The organism is Xylanibacter brevis ATCC 19188, assembly GCF_000621725.1.
GTDB lineage: Bacteria > Bacteroidota > Bacteroidia > Bacteroidales > Bacteroidaceae > Prevotella > Prevotella brevis.
This window is the reverse complement of the sequence record NZ_KK211333.1, coordinates 1-16,167: the sequence shown is the minus strand read 5'-3', so window position 1 is coordinate 16,167 and position 16,167 is coordinate 1. Positions and strand designations below refer to the sequence as shown.

Below are 16,167 nucleotides of genomic sequence, written 5' to 3'. Positions count from 1 at the left end.
TGTATGTTATAAGAATAAGAAGTTCTGTATCATTTTCTTTCCGTCGGGTGTCAGCACGCTCTCCGGGTGAAACTGAATGCCGCGGATGTTGAGTGTCTTGTGGCGCAGGGCCATGATCTGTCCTTCATCGCTGACGGCAGTCACTTCAAGACAACTGGGAAGGTCGGTCTTTGATACTACCCATGAATGGTAGCGGCCGATGGTGATGTCGCGCTCGATGCCACTGAAGATGGGGTCTTCAGCTATGATATGGCAGGGTGTCGCCACACCATGAAAGACATCCGAGAGATTCTCCAACTTGGCGCCAAAGACTTCGCCTATGGCTTGGTGACCCAAGCAAACACCCAGTATGGGCTTCTTGTCGGCATAGGTGCGAATGACGTCGAGCAATAGGCCTGCCTCTGAAGGAATGCCAGGTCCTGGCGAGAGCACAATCTTGCTGTATTGCTCCAGGTCTGCGAGTTCAAACTGGTCGTTGCGCAGCACAGTAACTTCTGCACCCAGTTCTTTAATCAGGTGACTCAGGTTATAGGTAAACGAGTCGTAATTATCTATGATAACGATTTTCATAATTCTGCAGCTTTAATAATGGCTCTTCGTAAAGCACCTAGTTTGTTGTTCACTTCTTGTAGTTCGTATTCCTCATCGCTTTTGGCCACGATGCCGCCACCTGCCTGGAACCACAGTTCGCCGTTGCGGCTTACGAAGGTGCGAATGGTGATGGCTTGGTTCAGCGAACCGTCTAAGCCTATGATGCCGATGCAACCACCGTAGGCTCCACGATTGTGTGGCTCATATTCTGAGATGAGTTGCATGGCGCGCACCTTAGGAGCACCAGAGAGTGTGCCGGCAGGGAAGGTGTCGATGAAGGCCTTAATGGGGTCAGCATTCTTGTCCAACTCTCCGCTGACGCGTGACACCAGGTGAATGACGTGCGAATAGTACTGCAGGTCTTTATAGAAGTCCACCTTCACATTGTGGCAGTTTCTGGATAAGTCATTGCGAGCCAAATCTACCAACATCACGTGCTCGGCATTTTCCTTGGGGTCGTTGCGCAGATACTCAGCTCCTTTGCGGTCGGCCTCTGCATCGCCAGTGCGCTTGGTGGTGCCGGCAATGGGGTCGATATAAGCCTTCGTACCTTCTATACGACAGTGTGTCTCTGGGCTTGAGCCAAAGATGCGGAAGCCGCCGAAGTCAAAATAGAACAAGTAGGGTGAGGGGTTGATGCTACGCAAGGCACGATAAAGCTTGAAATCGTCGCCCTCGTATTTCTGTATAAAACGGCGTGAGAGTACTATCTGGAAGACGTCGCCACGCAAACAGTGCTGAATGCCGCGGCGGATGTTTGCCTTGTGCTCCTCGTCAGTAAGGGTAGAGCATACGTCACCCACGGGGTGGAAATCGTAGGCCTTCACATTGGCTTTGTTCATAGCCTTCAAGACGTTGTCTATGTCGGCTTCCTCTCCCAGGGTCACCACCTTCAGGGTGTTGTTATGATGGTCGAACACGATGACCGTCTTATAGAGTATGTATAGCAAGTCGGGGGCATCGTTCTTGGCCTGTGTCTCGTCTTTCACCTGAATATCCTCAAAGTATCTCACGGCATTGAAACTGGTATATCCAAAGAGCCCACAGAGGTTGGCATCTTCACCATTCACCTTGATATTGTCTATCAGTTCATGGATAGCTTCTGCCGACTGATAGCTCTTGTCTATATCGCGCTGTAAGGTGCTGCCGTCAGGAAATGAGATAGTGGCTACGGCATGACCAATGGCAACGCTGGCAATTGGGTTGATGCCGATAAACGAACGAGAGTTGGCTGCATCGTGATAGTCGGAACTCTCCATCAGTGCACTCTGGGGATAGAGGTCGCGCAGTCGCATGTAAACTCCAACGGGTGTGTAAAGGTCGGCCAGAATGGTCTTGGTGGTTGTTGAATAGTTAAAAGTTGCCATATTCCTTTGCCATTTGTTTGTTCTTCAGATAAGTCTCTACGTCTTTGTCGCCACGACCGCTGACGGTGAGTACCACCACGTCGGTGGGCTTGAACGAAAGTTTCGACAGTGCCGCAATGGCGTGTGCACTCTCAATGGCAGGGATGATACCCTCCATGCGGGTCAGTTCGTATCCGCCATAGATAGCTTCGTCGTCGTTGATAGAGAGCACTTTGGTGCGTCCCTGTTTGGCCATATTGCAGTGCATAGGACCAACGCCAGGGTAGTCGAGTCCTGCCGAGATGGTGAAGGCTTCCTCTATCTGTCCGTTCTCGTCTTGCATCACCAGCATCTTGGCGCCGTGCAGAATGCCAGTGGTGCCTTTGTGGATGGTGGCAGCGGTGTGGTTGGTTTGCCATCCGTGTCCGCCAGCTTCTGCCAGCACAATGTTTACGCGCTCATCGTCCATGTAGTGGTAGATGGTGCCGGCAGCATTACTGCCGCCGCCTATGCAGGCGATGAGGTAGTCGGGATAGTTGCGGCCTATCTTCTCTTCCAACTGCCATTTGATCTCTTCAGAGATAACGCTCTGCATGCGCGCTACCAAGTCGGGATAAGGATGGGGACCCATAGTAGAACCCACGATGTAGAACGTGTCCTGCGGATGACAGCACCAGTCGCGAATGGCCTCGCTGCATGCATCAGAGAGGGTCATGTTGCCTGTGCGAACAGGATGAACCTCGGCTCCCAGCATCTTCATGCGTTCTACGTTGGTGTGCTGGCGTTCCACATCGGTGGCACCCATAAACACCTCGCACCTCATGTTCATCAGTGCGCAGACCGTAGCAGTGGCCACACCATGCTGTCCGGCACCTGTTTCAGCGATGATGCGCGTCTTGCCCATCTTCTTTGCCAGCAGGATCTGACCAATGGTGTTATTGATCTTGTGTGCGCCGGTGTGGTTCAGGTCTTCACGCTTCAGATACAACTGACAACCATATCGCTCGCTCATGCGCTGAGCGTAGTAGAGTGGTGAAGGGCGTCCCACGTAGTCCTTCAGCAGGGCGTGGTATTCCTTTTTGAACTCCTCGCTCTCGATGATGGGCAGATAGGCTTCCTGCAGATCGTGCACGCACTTGTAGAGAATCTCGGGCACATAGGCACCGCCAAATTCGCCGTAAAATCCTTTTTCGTTGACTTGATAATTACTCATATATATTATTGCTTTGTGTTGAAATCTGTGGTAAATTTTAAGGGGCCCGTCGTAAGAACGACAGGCCCCTCTATATTTCCTTTAGCAATCTAATAGGTACGCGGCTATCTTCTCACGATCTGTTGAATCTTGAGCTATGCCACCACCAATAGTTTGCTATTCTTGTCATTTTCTTATTGTCTTGTTTTTAATTTCGTTGGCAAAAGTAATAGTTTTCTTTCAAACTGCCAAATATTTTGCCGATTTTCTTTCTTTTTATTTGCAGATAACAATTATTTTCTACATTTTACCTTGGTCGCCCAGATAAGAGTCTTTGAAACCCAGGAAGTAGAGCACGCCATCAAGTCCGATGGTGTTGATGCTCTGTTTGGCATTGGCCACTACACGTGGTTTAGCGTGGAAGGCAATGCCTAGGCCTGCTTCCGATATCATAGGCAGGTCGTTGGCACCGTCGCCTACGGCAATGGTTTGTGCCAGGTTGACCTTTTCCACCTGTGCGATGAGTTTCAGCAGTTCTGCTTTGCGCTGTCCATCTACGATTTCGCCCACGTAGTTGCCAGTCAGTTTGCCGTTGTCGTCCACTTCCAGTTCGTTGGCATAGACGTAGTCGATGCCATATTTGCGCTGCAGATATTCGCCAAAGTAGGTGAATCCACCACTCAGGATGGCAATCTTGTAGCCACAGCGCTTCAGGATGGTCATCAGTCGGTCGGCACCTTCAGTGATGGGCAGGTGTTCAGCGATGTCCTGCATCACGCTGATGTCCAGTCCTTTCAGTAGAGACACACGGCGCTTGAAGCTCTCTTTGAAATCAATCTCGCCACGCATAGCGCTCTCCGTGATAGCCTTTACTTGGTCGCCGACGCCAGCACGCTCTGCCAGTTCGTCGATGCATTCAGTCTGGATGAGCGTAGAGTCCATATCGAAGCAGATGAGACGGCGCATGCGGCGGAACATATCGTCTTTCTGGAACGAGAAGTCTATTTCCATATCGGCTGATAGCTTCATGAACTTCGACTGCATCTCCTGACGGTTGCGAGGTTCGCCACGCAGCGAGAACTCAATGCAGGCGCGCACGTGTTTGCCAGGGTTCTTGATGCTCTTGCGGCCTGTCAGACGGATGATAGAGTCGATGTTCAGTCCTTGGTCGGTGATGACGCGTGTGGCAGCTTCAATCTGTTTGGCCTCTAGTTGTCGGCCCATCACCATCAGGATGTAGCGGTTTTTGCCCTGATGTCCCACCCAGTCTTCGTATTCCTCGTCAGTGACGGGCGAGAAGCCAATGTTCACTCCCAGTTCGGTGGCCTTGAACAACAGCTCTTTCATCACGGGGCCCGAACTCTCTTCGTTCAGTCGTATCAGGATGCCCAGTGACAGCGTGGCGTGAATGTCGGCTTGACCGATGTCCAGAATCTGTGCGTCGTATTTTGCTAAAATGCCCATCACCGCAGCTGTCAGTCCTGGTCGGTCCTGACCGGTGATGCGTATCAATATTTGTTCTTCTTTCATAGATGGTATTAATGATAAGTTTTTTTGTAGTATATATGTATGTCGTGTTACAATATGTTCATAATCTCGGCCAGCGTTTTCACCTCGTGTGTCACAGGCCCTTCGGCAGGATAGTCGGGCCATCGGTTCAGGAAGATGGTGTCCAGTCCGGCCTGCTTTGCTCCCAGTATGTCCGTGCTGTAGTTGTCGCCTATCATGATGGTGTCTTGAGGCGAGGCGCCAGTCTGCTTCATGGCATAGTCGAAGAACTGTGGCGCGGGCTTGTTGGCACCGGCATCCTCGCTCAGCACGATGGTGTTGAAGTAGTCTTGCAGTCCGCAAGCCTTCAGCTTCTTGTACTGCACCTCGTGAAAGCCGTTGCTGCACATGTGCATTCGGTAGCCCTTTCCTTTGAGATAGCGCATCAGCTCATGAGCTCCCTCTACCACGCCAGGCTTGGTGGCGCAGAAGTCCAGAAATACATCGCTGACTTGCAGGCAGAACTGGCGAAAGGCGTCGCCATCTGCTTCGCACTGTGCCTTCAGCTCAGGGCTGACGGTGAGCGGACGGCGGAAGCGCTCCACGATGAGATAGTCGCGTATGATCTCGCCCTTGGCATAGCGGCTCCACAGGTCGATATTGGTGCGCCAGTATTCGTCGTAGAAGATTTGCGCATCGTCGAAATAGCGCCCCAGCTGGAAGCGTGAGAAGATCTCTGCCAGTGCCAGTACGGCATTGCCGTGTGTGTCGTAGAGCGTGTCGTCGAAATCGATGAAGATGTCTTTATACTGTTTCATTTCTTCCAGAATCGTTCGGTGATGTCCTCAAAGTTGCCGTCGGCATCCTTGCGATAGAGGCGCTGGTTGGTGGTAGGTTTGTTGAGTGGGCCCAGATGACGGATGAAGGGGCCTATCTTGATAAAGTCGAAATCGTCTTTATGGATGGCAGCCGGTATGCGTATGCGTCCGCTATACCACGCCACCTTATAGGTGGGGTGCGTCTCATGGATATACTGTGCCAGCATATTCACTGATACAGGATCTGCATCGCCTCCCATGAAGGCGATGCAGGTGATATCGTTGCCGTATTTCGACACGAAGTCGTCGATGGCTTCGGTATTGAGAGGCAGGCCAATGTCTTCCCACAGATACTGGCTGTGGCAGCCAGGACAGTGACAAGGGCAGTTGGATATGTTGATGGCCAGTGTCACCTCGTCGGGTATTTCCTGAAAGACGATGCCTGTATTTACATATTTCAGCATATTGGGGTTTAGGGTTATTTCTCTGCGTGTGCATAGAAGCGGCGTGAGGCCTCCTCCTGTCTGGCTTGCGAGAAGTTGCTGACGCGCTTCAGATATCCGATGATGCGAGTCATGTAGTCAACGTTCTTCGAGTGGCACTTAGGACATTCGTGCAGATAGCGCTTGTCGATGTGTCCACAGTCGTTGCACACAGTGTTGGGAATGTTGAACGTGAAGTAGTTGCAACCTTCCTGTGCGGCTACTTTCAGCAGTTGCAGATACTGATCCTTAGACAAGTGTTCGTCGAGGTTCATGTGCAGTGCCGAACCGCCAGTGAGGTGCTCGATGTAGGGAGCTCCGTGCAGTTTAAACTTGTCGATGATAGAGAGCGAGTCGTCTTCTACCACGTAGAAGTAGCTGTTGTAGCAGTCGCGAGGTACGAAGTAGCCATCCTCGCGATCCCACTTGGCGTGCTTCACGCCTACGTTCTCTGCAGGAATCATCTCGCAGTTGAACATCAGGTCCTTGGTGCGATACTTCTTGTTGTATTGCTCGATGAGGCCCAGAATGCCCTGCACGAACTTCTTATACTCGTCGTTGGGGGTGATCTTCAGACCCATAAACTCGGCAGCCTCTACCAATCCGTTGATACCGATGGTGAGATACTGGCGCGCGATGTTGATATATCCAGCATCGAAGAGTGGCAGCATGCCGTGCTCCTGCAGCTCTTTCAGATTCTCGTTGTAGGCCGTCTGCACCTTGTGACACAGGTCGATGACGCCGCCCAGATACTCCAGATAGTCGATGTTGTGGTTCACGGCATACTGGATGCAGCGGTTCAGATTGATGGTGAGCACCGATTTCGAACCAGTGCTGACGCCGCCAGCTCCCAGTGTGTAGGAGAAGCCATTGTCGGTGATCTCGTTGCGCAGACGGCAGCACGAACTCAGCGAGTCGGCATTGTCGCTCATGTAGGTGAAGAACGAGTGTCCCTCGCTGTACATCTCGGCTGTAAACTCGCCCCATTCCTTGTCTTTGCACTCGCCGTTCTCGTCCACCAGCAGTGCCATTGTCTCTACGGGGAAGGTGAGCAGGGTCTTGGTGCGCTCCTTGTTAAACCACTTCATGAAGCGTTTCTGCAGCCAAGACAATCCGTCCCAATCTGGCTTTGAGCCATCGGGGAAGTAGAACTCGCCAAAGATGCTCTGGAAGTAGTACTTGTCGTAGTAGGCGATGTTCCAGAACACGGCCTGATAGTTACGTGCGCCAGTGGGCTGGTTGAGCGTATATACGATCTGCTCGAAGTAGTCGGTGATGATCTTGTCGATGGTGCGCTTCTTCAGACTCAGGTCGCCCTGTTCGTCGGCGCGCTTATAGTAGTCCAGTCCGTACTCCTTGCCCAGGAAGTAGTTCATGTACATCAGGAACTCGGGTGTGGCGCAGGCGCCGCTCAGCATCGAGCTGACCATGAACACCATGTTTACAAAACCACCAGCAAACGACTTCATGTTGGTGGGGGCAGTGGAGTTGCCGCCAATAGACATCGTGCCGCCGATGAGCCAGGGGTACATCGTGATCGAGGCGCAGTAGTTGGCCAGCGATGTCTCGTCGTTCTTATATATAAAGTGGTGTGTCAGCTTGTCTATGTATTCGTCGGCCAGCTCCTTGCCATACATCTTCTTGATGCGGTCGGTGAGCAGACGGCGGTTCAGACGAATGAAGTTTGATTTAGGCAGCTCGCCAATCAGTGTGGCAATGTTTTTGTGCTCCACGTTGGCGTTGGCGTCGTATTTTGAACCGGTAGCGGCATTGACAGACTCCATGTATTCGGAAAGGAACAGCATCTTCTCCAGTGTCTCGCGGTCCTCGGTGTGCTCTTGGCGATAGAGGATAAACGATTTTGCCACTTTGTAGAAGCCTTCGCGCATCAGGGCTTCTTCAACCTGGTTCTGGATGTCTTCTACCTTGATGTCATCGTGCATATCCAGATGACTGATGATCTTTGAGATGGTGCTCAGGTCAGCAGGTTGATCTACGCTTTCGAATGCTTTGACGATGGCATTCATAATCTTGTCTAGTGAGAATTGGTCTTTCGAACCGTCTCTCTTTGTGATGGTAAAGTTCTTGATTTCCATTCCTTTTCCTTTTTTATTAAAGTTCGTATTATAGGTTGTTTGATATGTTATCTTGTGTCTCGAAGTTTTCCGTTTTGGACAACTTTTTTATTTATCATTTTCGAAAAGTTTCCCAAAACGTTCAACTTGATTCGTTTGCAAAGTTACAAATAATATCTGAAATGGAAATGCTTTTTAATGAAAAAAATGAGGGGCTAACCTCATTTTTTCCATTTTCTTGATAAACGACGAGCTTACGAATTGTCGCGTCGCAGTTCTTCCAATCGTTGACTGATTTTGTGTAGTTCCACGGGTATGCGTATGTTCTGCGGACAGTGCTTCACGTCTATGCAGTGGTTGCACATGATACAGTGGTCGGGCTGTCGGTCGTGTGGCACGGCACGGTCAAGACTGATTAAGTAGTTACGACGATTCTTGCGATATTCGGGGTCGCCTGCGTCGTTGGGCATCTTCTTGTCAATGATCCACTTGTTGTAGTGCAGGAAGTTGGCAGGGATATCAATGCCGTAAGGGCAGGGCATGCAGTATTTGCAGTCGTTGCAGGGGATGGTGTCCATTTCCATCATCTGTTGAGCAATCTCAGTGTCAAGGAAGTGCTGCTCCTCCTCGTTCAGTGGCTGCAGCGGACAGTAGGTCAGCAGGTTGTCCTTCAGGTGTTCCATATAGGTCATACCGCTCAACACCGTCAACACACCCTTGGGGGTTCCTGCATAGCGGAAGGCCCATGATGCCAGCGACTTCTGTGGCTCGCGCTCTTTCAGTTGGCTCACCACGTAGCTGGGCAGTTTCACAAGTCGTCCACCCAACAGTGGTTCCATGATGACGGCAGGGATGCCGCGTTTCTGCAGTTCGCCGTAGAGATACGAGGCATCGGTGTTGCGGTCGTTCATCTCGTTGGCATAGGTCCAATCCAGGTAGTTCAGCTGTATCTGCACGAAGTCCCAGTGGTATTTGTCGTGGTTGGCAAGCAGGTAGTCGAACACCTCGACATCACCGTGGTACGAAAAACCAAGGTTGCGTATGCGTCCGGCGCGTCGTTCCTCCATCAGGAAGTCCAGCATGCCGTTGTCCAGATAGCGCTGGCTGAAGTTCTGCATGCCGCCACCGCCCACGCTGTGCAGCAAGTAGTAGTCGATGTAGTCCACTTGCAACTCTTTCATAGAGTTGTGGTACATCTCGACAGAAGCCTTGTGCGACCACAGCTTAGGGTCGAAGTTCGACAATTTGGTGGCCACGAAGAAGCTCTTGCGTGGATGGCGCTTCAGGGCGATGCCTGTGCAGCGTTCGGACTGTCCCTGACAGTACACGGGTGATGTGTCGAAGTAGTTCAGACCGTGTGCCAGTGCATAGTCCACCTGCTGGTTGATCATGTCCTGGTCAAATTCCTCCGAGTCGGGCTTCTGGGGTAGTCGCATCATGCCATAGCCCAGTATCGACACCTTGTCGCCTGTGGTGGGGTTGGTGCGATAGGTCATTTGTCCCGTTGGTGGTTCACCGACGTTGTCGGTCTGCTCAATTCTTTTCTTTCCTGTGCAGGCGGCCAGCGTGGCAGCAGCCCCCATCCCCATATATTTTAGAAAATCTCTTCTGTCCATCTCTTTTCCTTGTTATGATTAGTTAGATCATCTTGTGTACTTCGTGTCCCTCCACGTGGATGGCCGATAGTGGGCGTACGGGACACAGGTGCTCGCAGGCTCCGCAGCCGATGCATATCTCCTCGTTGACGGCAGGTACATAGTTCGACTCCTCGTTGTTGGGGTCCACTGGCACCATCTCAATAGCGCCGGCAGGACAGTGGCGCTCGCAGTTGCCACATTCAGCTTCGCCCAATGCCGAGATGCAGAAGTCGGCAGCCACCACGGCGTGGCCTATCTGTATGCTCGACTTCTCGATGGCGTCCAGAGGCTTGATGGCGCCTGCGGGACATACGTCCGAGCAGCGCGTGCACTCTGGGCGACAGAAACCGCGCTCGAACGACATCACGGGTTGCATGAGGTGCATCATATCAGTAGAGGGGCGCAGTATGCCGTTGGGACATTCCGATACACACAACTGGCAGCCAGTGCAGCGCTGCGCCATATTTTTCAACGACAGAGCGCCAGGGGGCACCAGTGGGGTGGTGCGTGTGGGAGCCTTCTTTTCTACGATGTCGGCTAGTCCGCCATCTACCAGCGCTTCTGTCTCCTCAGCCATAGCGGCAGTAGCCATCAGCGCAGAGGTGAGCAGGAACGAGCGACGCGAGAGACCATTAGCTTCTTTATCCTCCTTCTTTTTCTCCGTCTTGTTAAAACCGGTTGTGTATTTCAGTGCGCCAAATTTGCAGCTATCTATGCAGTCGCCACATACCACGCAGCGTGAGTAGTCTATCTCGTGGGCTTTAAAGTCGATGCAGGCAGCCTTGCAGTTCTTGGTGCACAGTGAGCAGTTGCGGCATTTGCTCTTGTCGAAGCGCACTTTCAGCAGCGAGAAGCGCGACAGTAGCGACAGCGCGGTGCCCACGGGGCAGACGGTGTTACAGTAGGTACGGCCGTTTCTCCATGCCAGCACTGCCAATACAGCCAGCGTCAGCAGGGCGATGATGAACACAGGCAGCGATCGCATCCATACGTCCACGCTGTAGAAGGTGTAGCTCTCGTAGTGCTCGGCCACGACAGCCAGAGCGTTGTTGCCCATCATCCATAGGGGCTGCAACAGCGTGGTGGCTATGCGACCGAAGGCCGAGTAGGGGGCCAATAGCTGCACCAGCGTGCCAGCGCCTGCAAATAGGGCGCCCGCAAAGATGACTAGCATCGTGTAGCGCAACCAACTGATGGCTTTAGAGTAGGTATAGCGGTTCTTCTTCGATTTCTTGCCCAACCATCCGAACACGTCTTGCATCACGCCCAGCGGACAGATCACTGAGCAGTAGATGCGACCAAATATCAGTGTGGCTACTGCCAGCAGCGCTACCACCACGACGTTGAGTGCCAGTGTGGCCTCCAGTGCCTGCATTTTGGCCATCCATCCTAGATAGAGGTGCAGTGTGCCGGTGAAGTCGAGAAACAGCAGTGTGAGTCCTGCGAGGCAGGTGATTCCTAGTATTTTTCTTGTTTTCTTTAGCATAGAAACGAGGGTCTTTTTGTATGGTGCAAAGATATGAAATAAAGTTGAAATAGAAAAGTATTTTTCGTAGATTAACGCAGATAAGCCCATAAATAAATGGTTCAAAGAGCAGTTCGGATTAGGACAAAGTGAAACACGAAGTAAGGGAATTAGGCTTTAAGCCTATTCCTTTCGAGGCTTACTGAATAGAATAATTCTTTCTAATAGTAAACTTCTCTAACTCTGGCAAATGCATAGATAATTTGTCTACGAGAATATCGTAAGGGTGCCTAATTCCATCAAGTCTCAACTGTTTTGCGATCCTATACCAATCCCATATCTGGGAATTCGTGATGTTTTCAATGGATGATTGATACCAATTCCGATAAGAGGTCGTAATGACTGATTTATCCATCTTGTCCAGATGATAAAGAATTTTATTTATCTTTATGGAGAAGGTATCTCCTTGTCCGTAATCGTCAGCATCCTTTGCCTGACAGACATCTTTTGTTGCTTCAACGAGGATACTCCATGCCCTTTCTGTTGTAATATCTCTTCCTGTTGTTGAGAGAACCCAAATATATTCGTAAGGGGTAAGTTTGTCTCTATCAACTGCGTAAGATTTGTCTTCACACAAACGCCTGATCACAAATGGGCGATTTTTTCCAATGGCTAAGTCCTCTTTATGTTCCAATACATACGCAAGGGGAAAATGCCTGATGACAGCCCAAGCACATTTTTCCTCATGGTACTGCTCCCATAAACTTTTGACGATAGGTTCAAAAGACTCATCCCACAAATCAAGTAATCGTGAGTATGCCCATTCACGAAATGACTTTTCACGACGAAGGTGATGCACAAGGACTTGCATCTGTTCCTCTTTATCAAGTCCAGCAAAACGTCGCCTCAATTCTTTCACGGCGGCATTCTGTGTTGGTCTATTATCACTCTGGAGGTCTTTCATTACAGACTTCAGAGGAGAGTTCCAATGTTGAGAGTTTCTCATGACCTATTTGTCATATTTTGCCAGTTCCTTTACATTGGAAAGTCGCTTTTCAAAATATAAAATAGACTCTTTATGTTGTTCAGGTCTGATACCTGTTAAGATGCTTATTCTTTTATTGGCTACATACTTTGCTCCTACCTCATCCAAGTTTAATACATCCATCAGTTTATTTGTAGCATCTTCTATATCGCGGCTTTGCCTAATAATTTGTATTGTTTCTTCAATATGAATTGCCTGAACTAACATCGCCTTTGCGCAAATGACTTCCTTTTCCGCATAGCGGACCCAGTCAGTCATATGTCCATACATATAATAGAATATAGAATGATTACCTAACACAGGATCTTTTACAACTTTTGCCTTATCTACATCTTCAGCAAATAGTTCTTCGGCCTTCAGCAGATAGTTTTCAAAGTGTTCGTCCTTTCTCGAACGCCTGATATCTTCTGTCAGCATCCTTAGATTTGGATTGTACTTAAAAAGCTTAGTACGATCTACTATTCTTACCTCTGTTGTTTCATAAAGGACTCCGTCCTTGATTTTAAATTTACGCTGTATCATATTTTACCAAGTTTTTTTAGATGGTCTCTAATTTCATTAGCCATATGCTCTATAAGAGAATAATCAAAAAGGAAACTTAATTGCCGAGTGTGTATCACCAATTTTTTTCCATTATCGCCATGATGTGTATAAAACCAATGTCCGCGTGTTTTTTCTTCATGCTTTCCCTTTGGTTTCCCATTTGAATCAAGTTCATCATCAAATTTTACACCAAAGGTGTCATTTAATATGAAGCCTCTTTCTTTGTCGTTTGAAATAAAATTGTTACATGCTAATATTATAACAGGGAAACTATTTATAAACTCCGAATCCTTGAAGAAACGGAGTCGTTTGTTTATGTTACTTTTTGTTTCTTCATCAAGAACAGCCTTTGGTCGAAAAATTGTATTAAGTTCTGTTGTAAATGCGTACTTTTCAAAATCAAATAGTCTTGGATCGAATTTTCTATCCGAATAGACTTCTTCAATCAAGTTTTGATAATTGCTCCAAGTGGGATTTCCTTTACGAGGGGCAGTTCCCCAAACTCCGCTTCTACAAAGGTCTTCTTGTTTCTGCAACTTCTCTTGTATTTTTTCTTTCTCCTTAATTAACTTACCATTATGTGGTTCTTTACCAATAAACAGAATGTCAGCATTGGGGTTACCTTGTCCACTCCATTCTTTACGATTCTTACATTCCGCCAAGAACTCTTCAAATAATTTTGTTCTATCCATAAACATTAATTTTAGCACATTTGCTTGCAAATATAGCAATTCTTTTTGAGTATTGCTGACTTCATTCGGATATTTCTTCTTTGGGGTATAACAGAAACCAATTTAGCAATAGTTTTGTGCATTTCTGGATAATATAGGAAACTTTTTCAAATGGATATGTGCAGAACATGAGCCTTTCGGGTTTATTGCCATCTGCTTTAGAGTGTGCCACAAACAAACGTTGTGCTGCTCCATCTTCAACAGTACACTCACTCATCCATTTCATTCCAAACAACTTAGTGGGATCATGATTATCCAGATGGCTGCCATCTATGAATGAATATAGTATTATCTGGAAATTGTCAAAGAAAGCATCCTTCAGTAAATCTTCGTCATACACCAAATAATAACAATGTTTGAGTACATCGACATTCTCATCTTCGGCATCAGGAAAATTTCCGAATAGTTCTTCCAGATACTCAAAATCTACATCTTCGTTTCCTGCTTTTTGCGTGACAACCAGTATTTTCGCATCAGGATTGCCACAACCAACATTCTTATTGGGGAACCTTTCGCCCAATCTTTTAAGTTCATCAATATTTGCCATAACTCTTTCATTTTTTTGCAAAGTTATGGCACTAATATGCAACATGATTGCATATCAGAAAAAATTATTTATAGAAATCGTGCATTTCTTGAATAATGGTCTTGATTTGCTGACGGAAGATGTCTGGCGAGAGCACCTTCAACTGGTTACCATGACTCAGAATTTCCTGAATAAAATCGTAGGTTGGGGCTATCTTATACTCAAAGATAGTATAATCAGCATTTGACTCTATTTCACGTTGGCTATGATGCAGAGGAAGTGAACGCAGATAATTCGGTTTCTCGCGATAGGCCTTCAATCGTATAGTTATAGGCTTGGCATCATGGAACACACCATAATAATCTGTATAATAATCTTGGGGAGAGAAATCCTTTGGATAGCTGAACTTGGAATCCAAAACCTCTATGCGCTTGATGCGATCAAGACCAAATCGGTGAATCTCTTTTCCTGGCATTACAAGCGCCATCACATACCAGCGACGTTTGAACAACCTGATAAAGTAAGGATTAACCTTTAGCCCTTGTATGGTATTGCCAAAGAAATCCTCATAATCAATCACTATTTGGCGATTCTCACGCATCGCAGACGTAATGATTTCGAGATAGTACCTTCCAGATGGTACATCCTCCAACATGATTCTATCACTGATAGAGCGGTTGTCTATCAACAAATTGCTAACAGCAAAAGAATCGAGCAACCATTGGTTGATAGAATCATTCTCCAGCGCATCAGGATTGTCAATGTAATATAGGTTAGAGCCCCGCTGGCATTCTATCACAATACCAAACTGCATCAGTATCGCATTTCGATGGTTATGGAAAGTTCGCAGTTTCAATGGCTGATGCAGATCATTGATATACGCATCGTCCCATTTGCAGGCAATATCCTCAAACGAAATCTTGCCTGCATCGTGGATTGTGGAGATGAGCCACATGTATTTTGCATAGAGCCTGTCTGTCATAAAAGCCTTTCACTTTAACAGATTCCTATTGCTATTCCCCTCCAACACCTGCATTTGCTGGATGGCAATCTGATTGAGTTTAACGAGCCTTTCACCTTGGGGCATCCCATCATTGATAAGCACAGCGTTGATATTCTCCATATTTGACAGGCATATCAGTTCGTTTATGGTGGCATAGTCGCGTATATTGCCTTTTAGGTCGGGATTCGCTTCTCGCCATTGCTTGGCTGTCATACCAAACATCGCAACATTCAAGACATCGGCTTCCTCAGCATAGATGATGCTTGCCTGTGCTGGTGTGACTTCATCAGGTACCAGATGGCTTTTGATGGCATCTGTATGGATGCGATAGTTGATTTTGGATAGTTCTCTCTTAGCTGTCCATCCTAATAGTTTCTGTTCCTCCTCCTTTAACCGTTGGAATTCCTCTATAAGATAGAGTTTAAAAGTCACACTAATTGCAGTTCCAAACTCAAAGGCAATATCCTTGAAAGCATACGTTCCGCCATATCGTCCCTTCTTTACAATGATACCTATGGCATTCGTCTTTTCAATCCACTCACTGGCACTAATGACAAAAGTGGGCAAGCCTGCTTGCATCCTAAAGTGGTCAAATTCGACCACTTTAAAATTCGGGTTATGTATCATTTCCCAAGTTCCAAGGAACTCGATGGTATAACGGTTCCGTAACCAGTTCTTGATGATGTCTGCTGCACGGCTTTCACTTTGCTTGCCGTTTGCCATATCGGTGAGTGATATGTAGTCTTTGTCGTTGTAAGACAATACCGTTATTTCAGTATTTTGGACGGTAATCTTTGCCATAGGTCGTTCTATTATTTTAATGTGTGCAAAGATAGCTATAAAAACCTACACTACCAAATTTCTTACTTCGTTTATTTTTCATTCTAAGCGCAATGCCACAAACTGTCTTAGCCTGAAATACGTTGACTCCTGCCAAACCTTTTAAAGTTAAAAAGAGTTATGAGAAAAGGTCAACGTTTTGCACGCGCTTTCAAGCGTGCCGTAGCAGTGGAATATCTGCAAAGTGGTGAGGAACGTAAGGTGATAGCCATGAAATATGGTCTTCCTAACGTCCAAACTGTCAGTAATTGGGTAAGTTTATACCTAACTCCGCACGAAATTGAAACAAAATGTGTAAATTTGCCGCGGGTTAATGTTAATGCAGTAGAGATGGCAAAGGTAGAAACTCCTCAGCCTCAGGTTCCCTTGGAGAGCCAGCAGGCCG

The 16,167-nt window shown here is 47.9% G+C and carries 16 protein-coding genes; 1 reads left to right on the top strand and 15 read right to left on the bottom strand.

From position 1 onward, the window contains the following. Nucleotides 1-6 precede the first annotated feature (6 nt). The 15 genes from T433_RS0112680 to T433_RS0112610 all read right to left on the bottom strand — a co-directional run bounded on the left by T433_RS0112680 (nt 7) and on the right by T433_RS0112610 (nt 15,743). Nucleotides 7-570: an anthranilate synthase component II gene (locus T433_RS0112680; protein ID WP_027449441.1), complete on the bottom strand. Its 564-nt coding sequence runs from the start codon at nt 568-570 to the stop codon at nt 7-9. Next, the gene (locus tag T433_RS0112675) at nt 567-1,958 is read right to left on the bottom strand and encodes an anthranilate synthase component I family protein (RefSeq protein ID WP_027456059.1); all 1,392 of its coding nucleotides are present in this window, start codon (nt 1,956-1,958) and stop codon (nt 567-569) included. The genes T433_RS0112680 and T433_RS0112675 overlap by 4 nt, the downstream gene beginning before the upstream one ends. Continuing rightward, complete coding sequence (trpB, locus tag T433_RS0112670; protein ID WP_027456058.1) at nt 1,945-3,150, bottom strand: tryptophan synthase subunit beta; 1,206 nt, start codon at nt 3,148-3,150, stop codon at nt 1,945-1,947. The genes T433_RS0112675 and trpB overlap by 14 nt, the downstream gene beginning before the upstream one ends. Before the next feature lie 279 nt (nt 3,151-3,429). Beyond that, a complete protein-coding gene (gene serB / locus T433_RS0112665) occupies nt 3,430-4,659 on the bottom strand; it encodes a phosphoserine phosphatase SerB (RefSeq protein WP_027456057.1) in 1,230 nt (409 codons plus the stop codon). A 47-nt stretch (nt 4,660-4,706) separates the two neighbouring features. Further along, nucleotides 4,707-5,435, bottom strand: coding sequence for a YjjG family noncanonical pyrimidine nucleotidase (locus T433_RS0112660; RefSeq protein ID WP_027456056.1), 729 nt, complete (start codon nt 5,433-5,435; stop codon nt 4,707-4,709). Next, a complete protein-coding gene (nrdG, locus tag T433_RS0112655) occupies nt 5,432-5,899 on the bottom strand; it encodes an anaerobic ribonucleoside-triphosphate reductase activating protein (RefSeq protein WP_027449436.1) in 468 nt (155 codons plus the stop codon). Before nrdG ends, T433_RS0112660 begins: the two co-directional genes overlap by 4 nt. A 14-nt stretch (nt 5,900-5,913) precedes the next feature. Beyond that, nucleotides 5,914-8,013, bottom strand: coding sequence for an anaerobic ribonucleoside-triphosphate reductase (gene nrdD / locus T433_RS0112650; protein WP_027449435.1), 2,100 nt, complete (start codon nt 8,011-8,013; stop codon nt 5,914-5,916). Between the two features lie 233 nt (nt 8,014-8,246). Beyond that, a complete protein-coding gene (locus tag T433_RS0112645; protein WP_027456055.1) occupies nt 8,247-9,608 on the bottom strand; it encodes an aldo/keto reductase in 1,362 nt (453 codons plus the stop codon). A gap of 22 nt (nt 9,609-9,630) precedes the next feature. Then, the gene (locus T433_RS0112640; protein ID WP_027456054.1) at nt 9,631-11,115 is read right to left on the bottom strand and encodes a 4Fe-4S binding protein; all 1,485 of its coding nucleotides are present in this window, start codon (nt 11,113-11,115) and stop codon (nt 9,631-9,633) included. Nucleotides 11,116-11,293: 178 nt separating this feature from the next. Beyond that, a complete protein-coding gene (locus tag T433_RS0112635; protein ID WP_027456053.1) occupies nt 11,294-12,058 on the bottom strand; it encodes a hypothetical protein in 765 nt (254 codons plus the stop codon). A 45-nt stretch (nt 12,059-12,103) separates the two neighbouring features. Further along, on the bottom strand, nt 12,104-12,661 hold the full coding sequence (locus T433_RS0112630) for a hypothetical protein (RefSeq protein WP_027456052.1): 558 nt from the start codon (nt 12,659-12,661) through the stop codon (nt 12,104-12,106). Further along, a complete protein-coding gene (locus tag T433_RS0112625; RefSeq protein WP_155808517.1) occupies nt 12,658-13,374 on the bottom strand; it encodes a hypothetical protein in 717 nt (238 codons plus the stop codon). The genes T433_RS0112630 and T433_RS0112625 overlap by 4 nt, the downstream gene beginning before the upstream one ends. 61 nt (nt 13,375-13,435) lie before the next feature. Further along, nucleotides 13,436-13,960 (bottom strand): hypothetical protein, encoded by a 525-nt coding sequence (locus T433_RS0112620; protein ID WP_027456050.1) that lies wholly within the window; start codon nt 13,958-13,960, stop codon nt 13,436-13,438. Nucleotides 13,961-14,024: 64 nt separating this feature from the next. Continuing rightward, nucleotides 14,025-14,921 carry a WYL domain-containing protein gene (locus tag T433_RS0112615; protein WP_027456049.1) on the bottom strand — a complete coding sequence of 299 codons (897 nt, stop codon included), beginning with the start codon at nt 14,919-14,921 and terminating at the stop codon, nt 14,025-14,027. Nucleotides 14,922-14,930: 9 nt separating this feature from the next. Next, the gene (locus T433_RS0112610) at nt 14,931-15,743 is read right to left on the bottom strand and encodes a KilA-N domain-containing protein (protein WP_027456048.1); all 813 of its coding nucleotides are present in this window, start codon (nt 15,741-15,743) and stop codon (nt 14,931-14,933) included. Between the two features lie 159 nt (nt 15,744-15,902). Between T433_RS0112610 and T433_RS15500 the strand changes: the two genes are divergently transcribed. Further along, nucleotides 15,903-16,167 (top strand): helix-turn-helix domain-containing protein (locus T433_RS15500; RefSeq protein WP_044109821.1); only part of this gene is annotated, 265 nt, incomplete at its 3' end.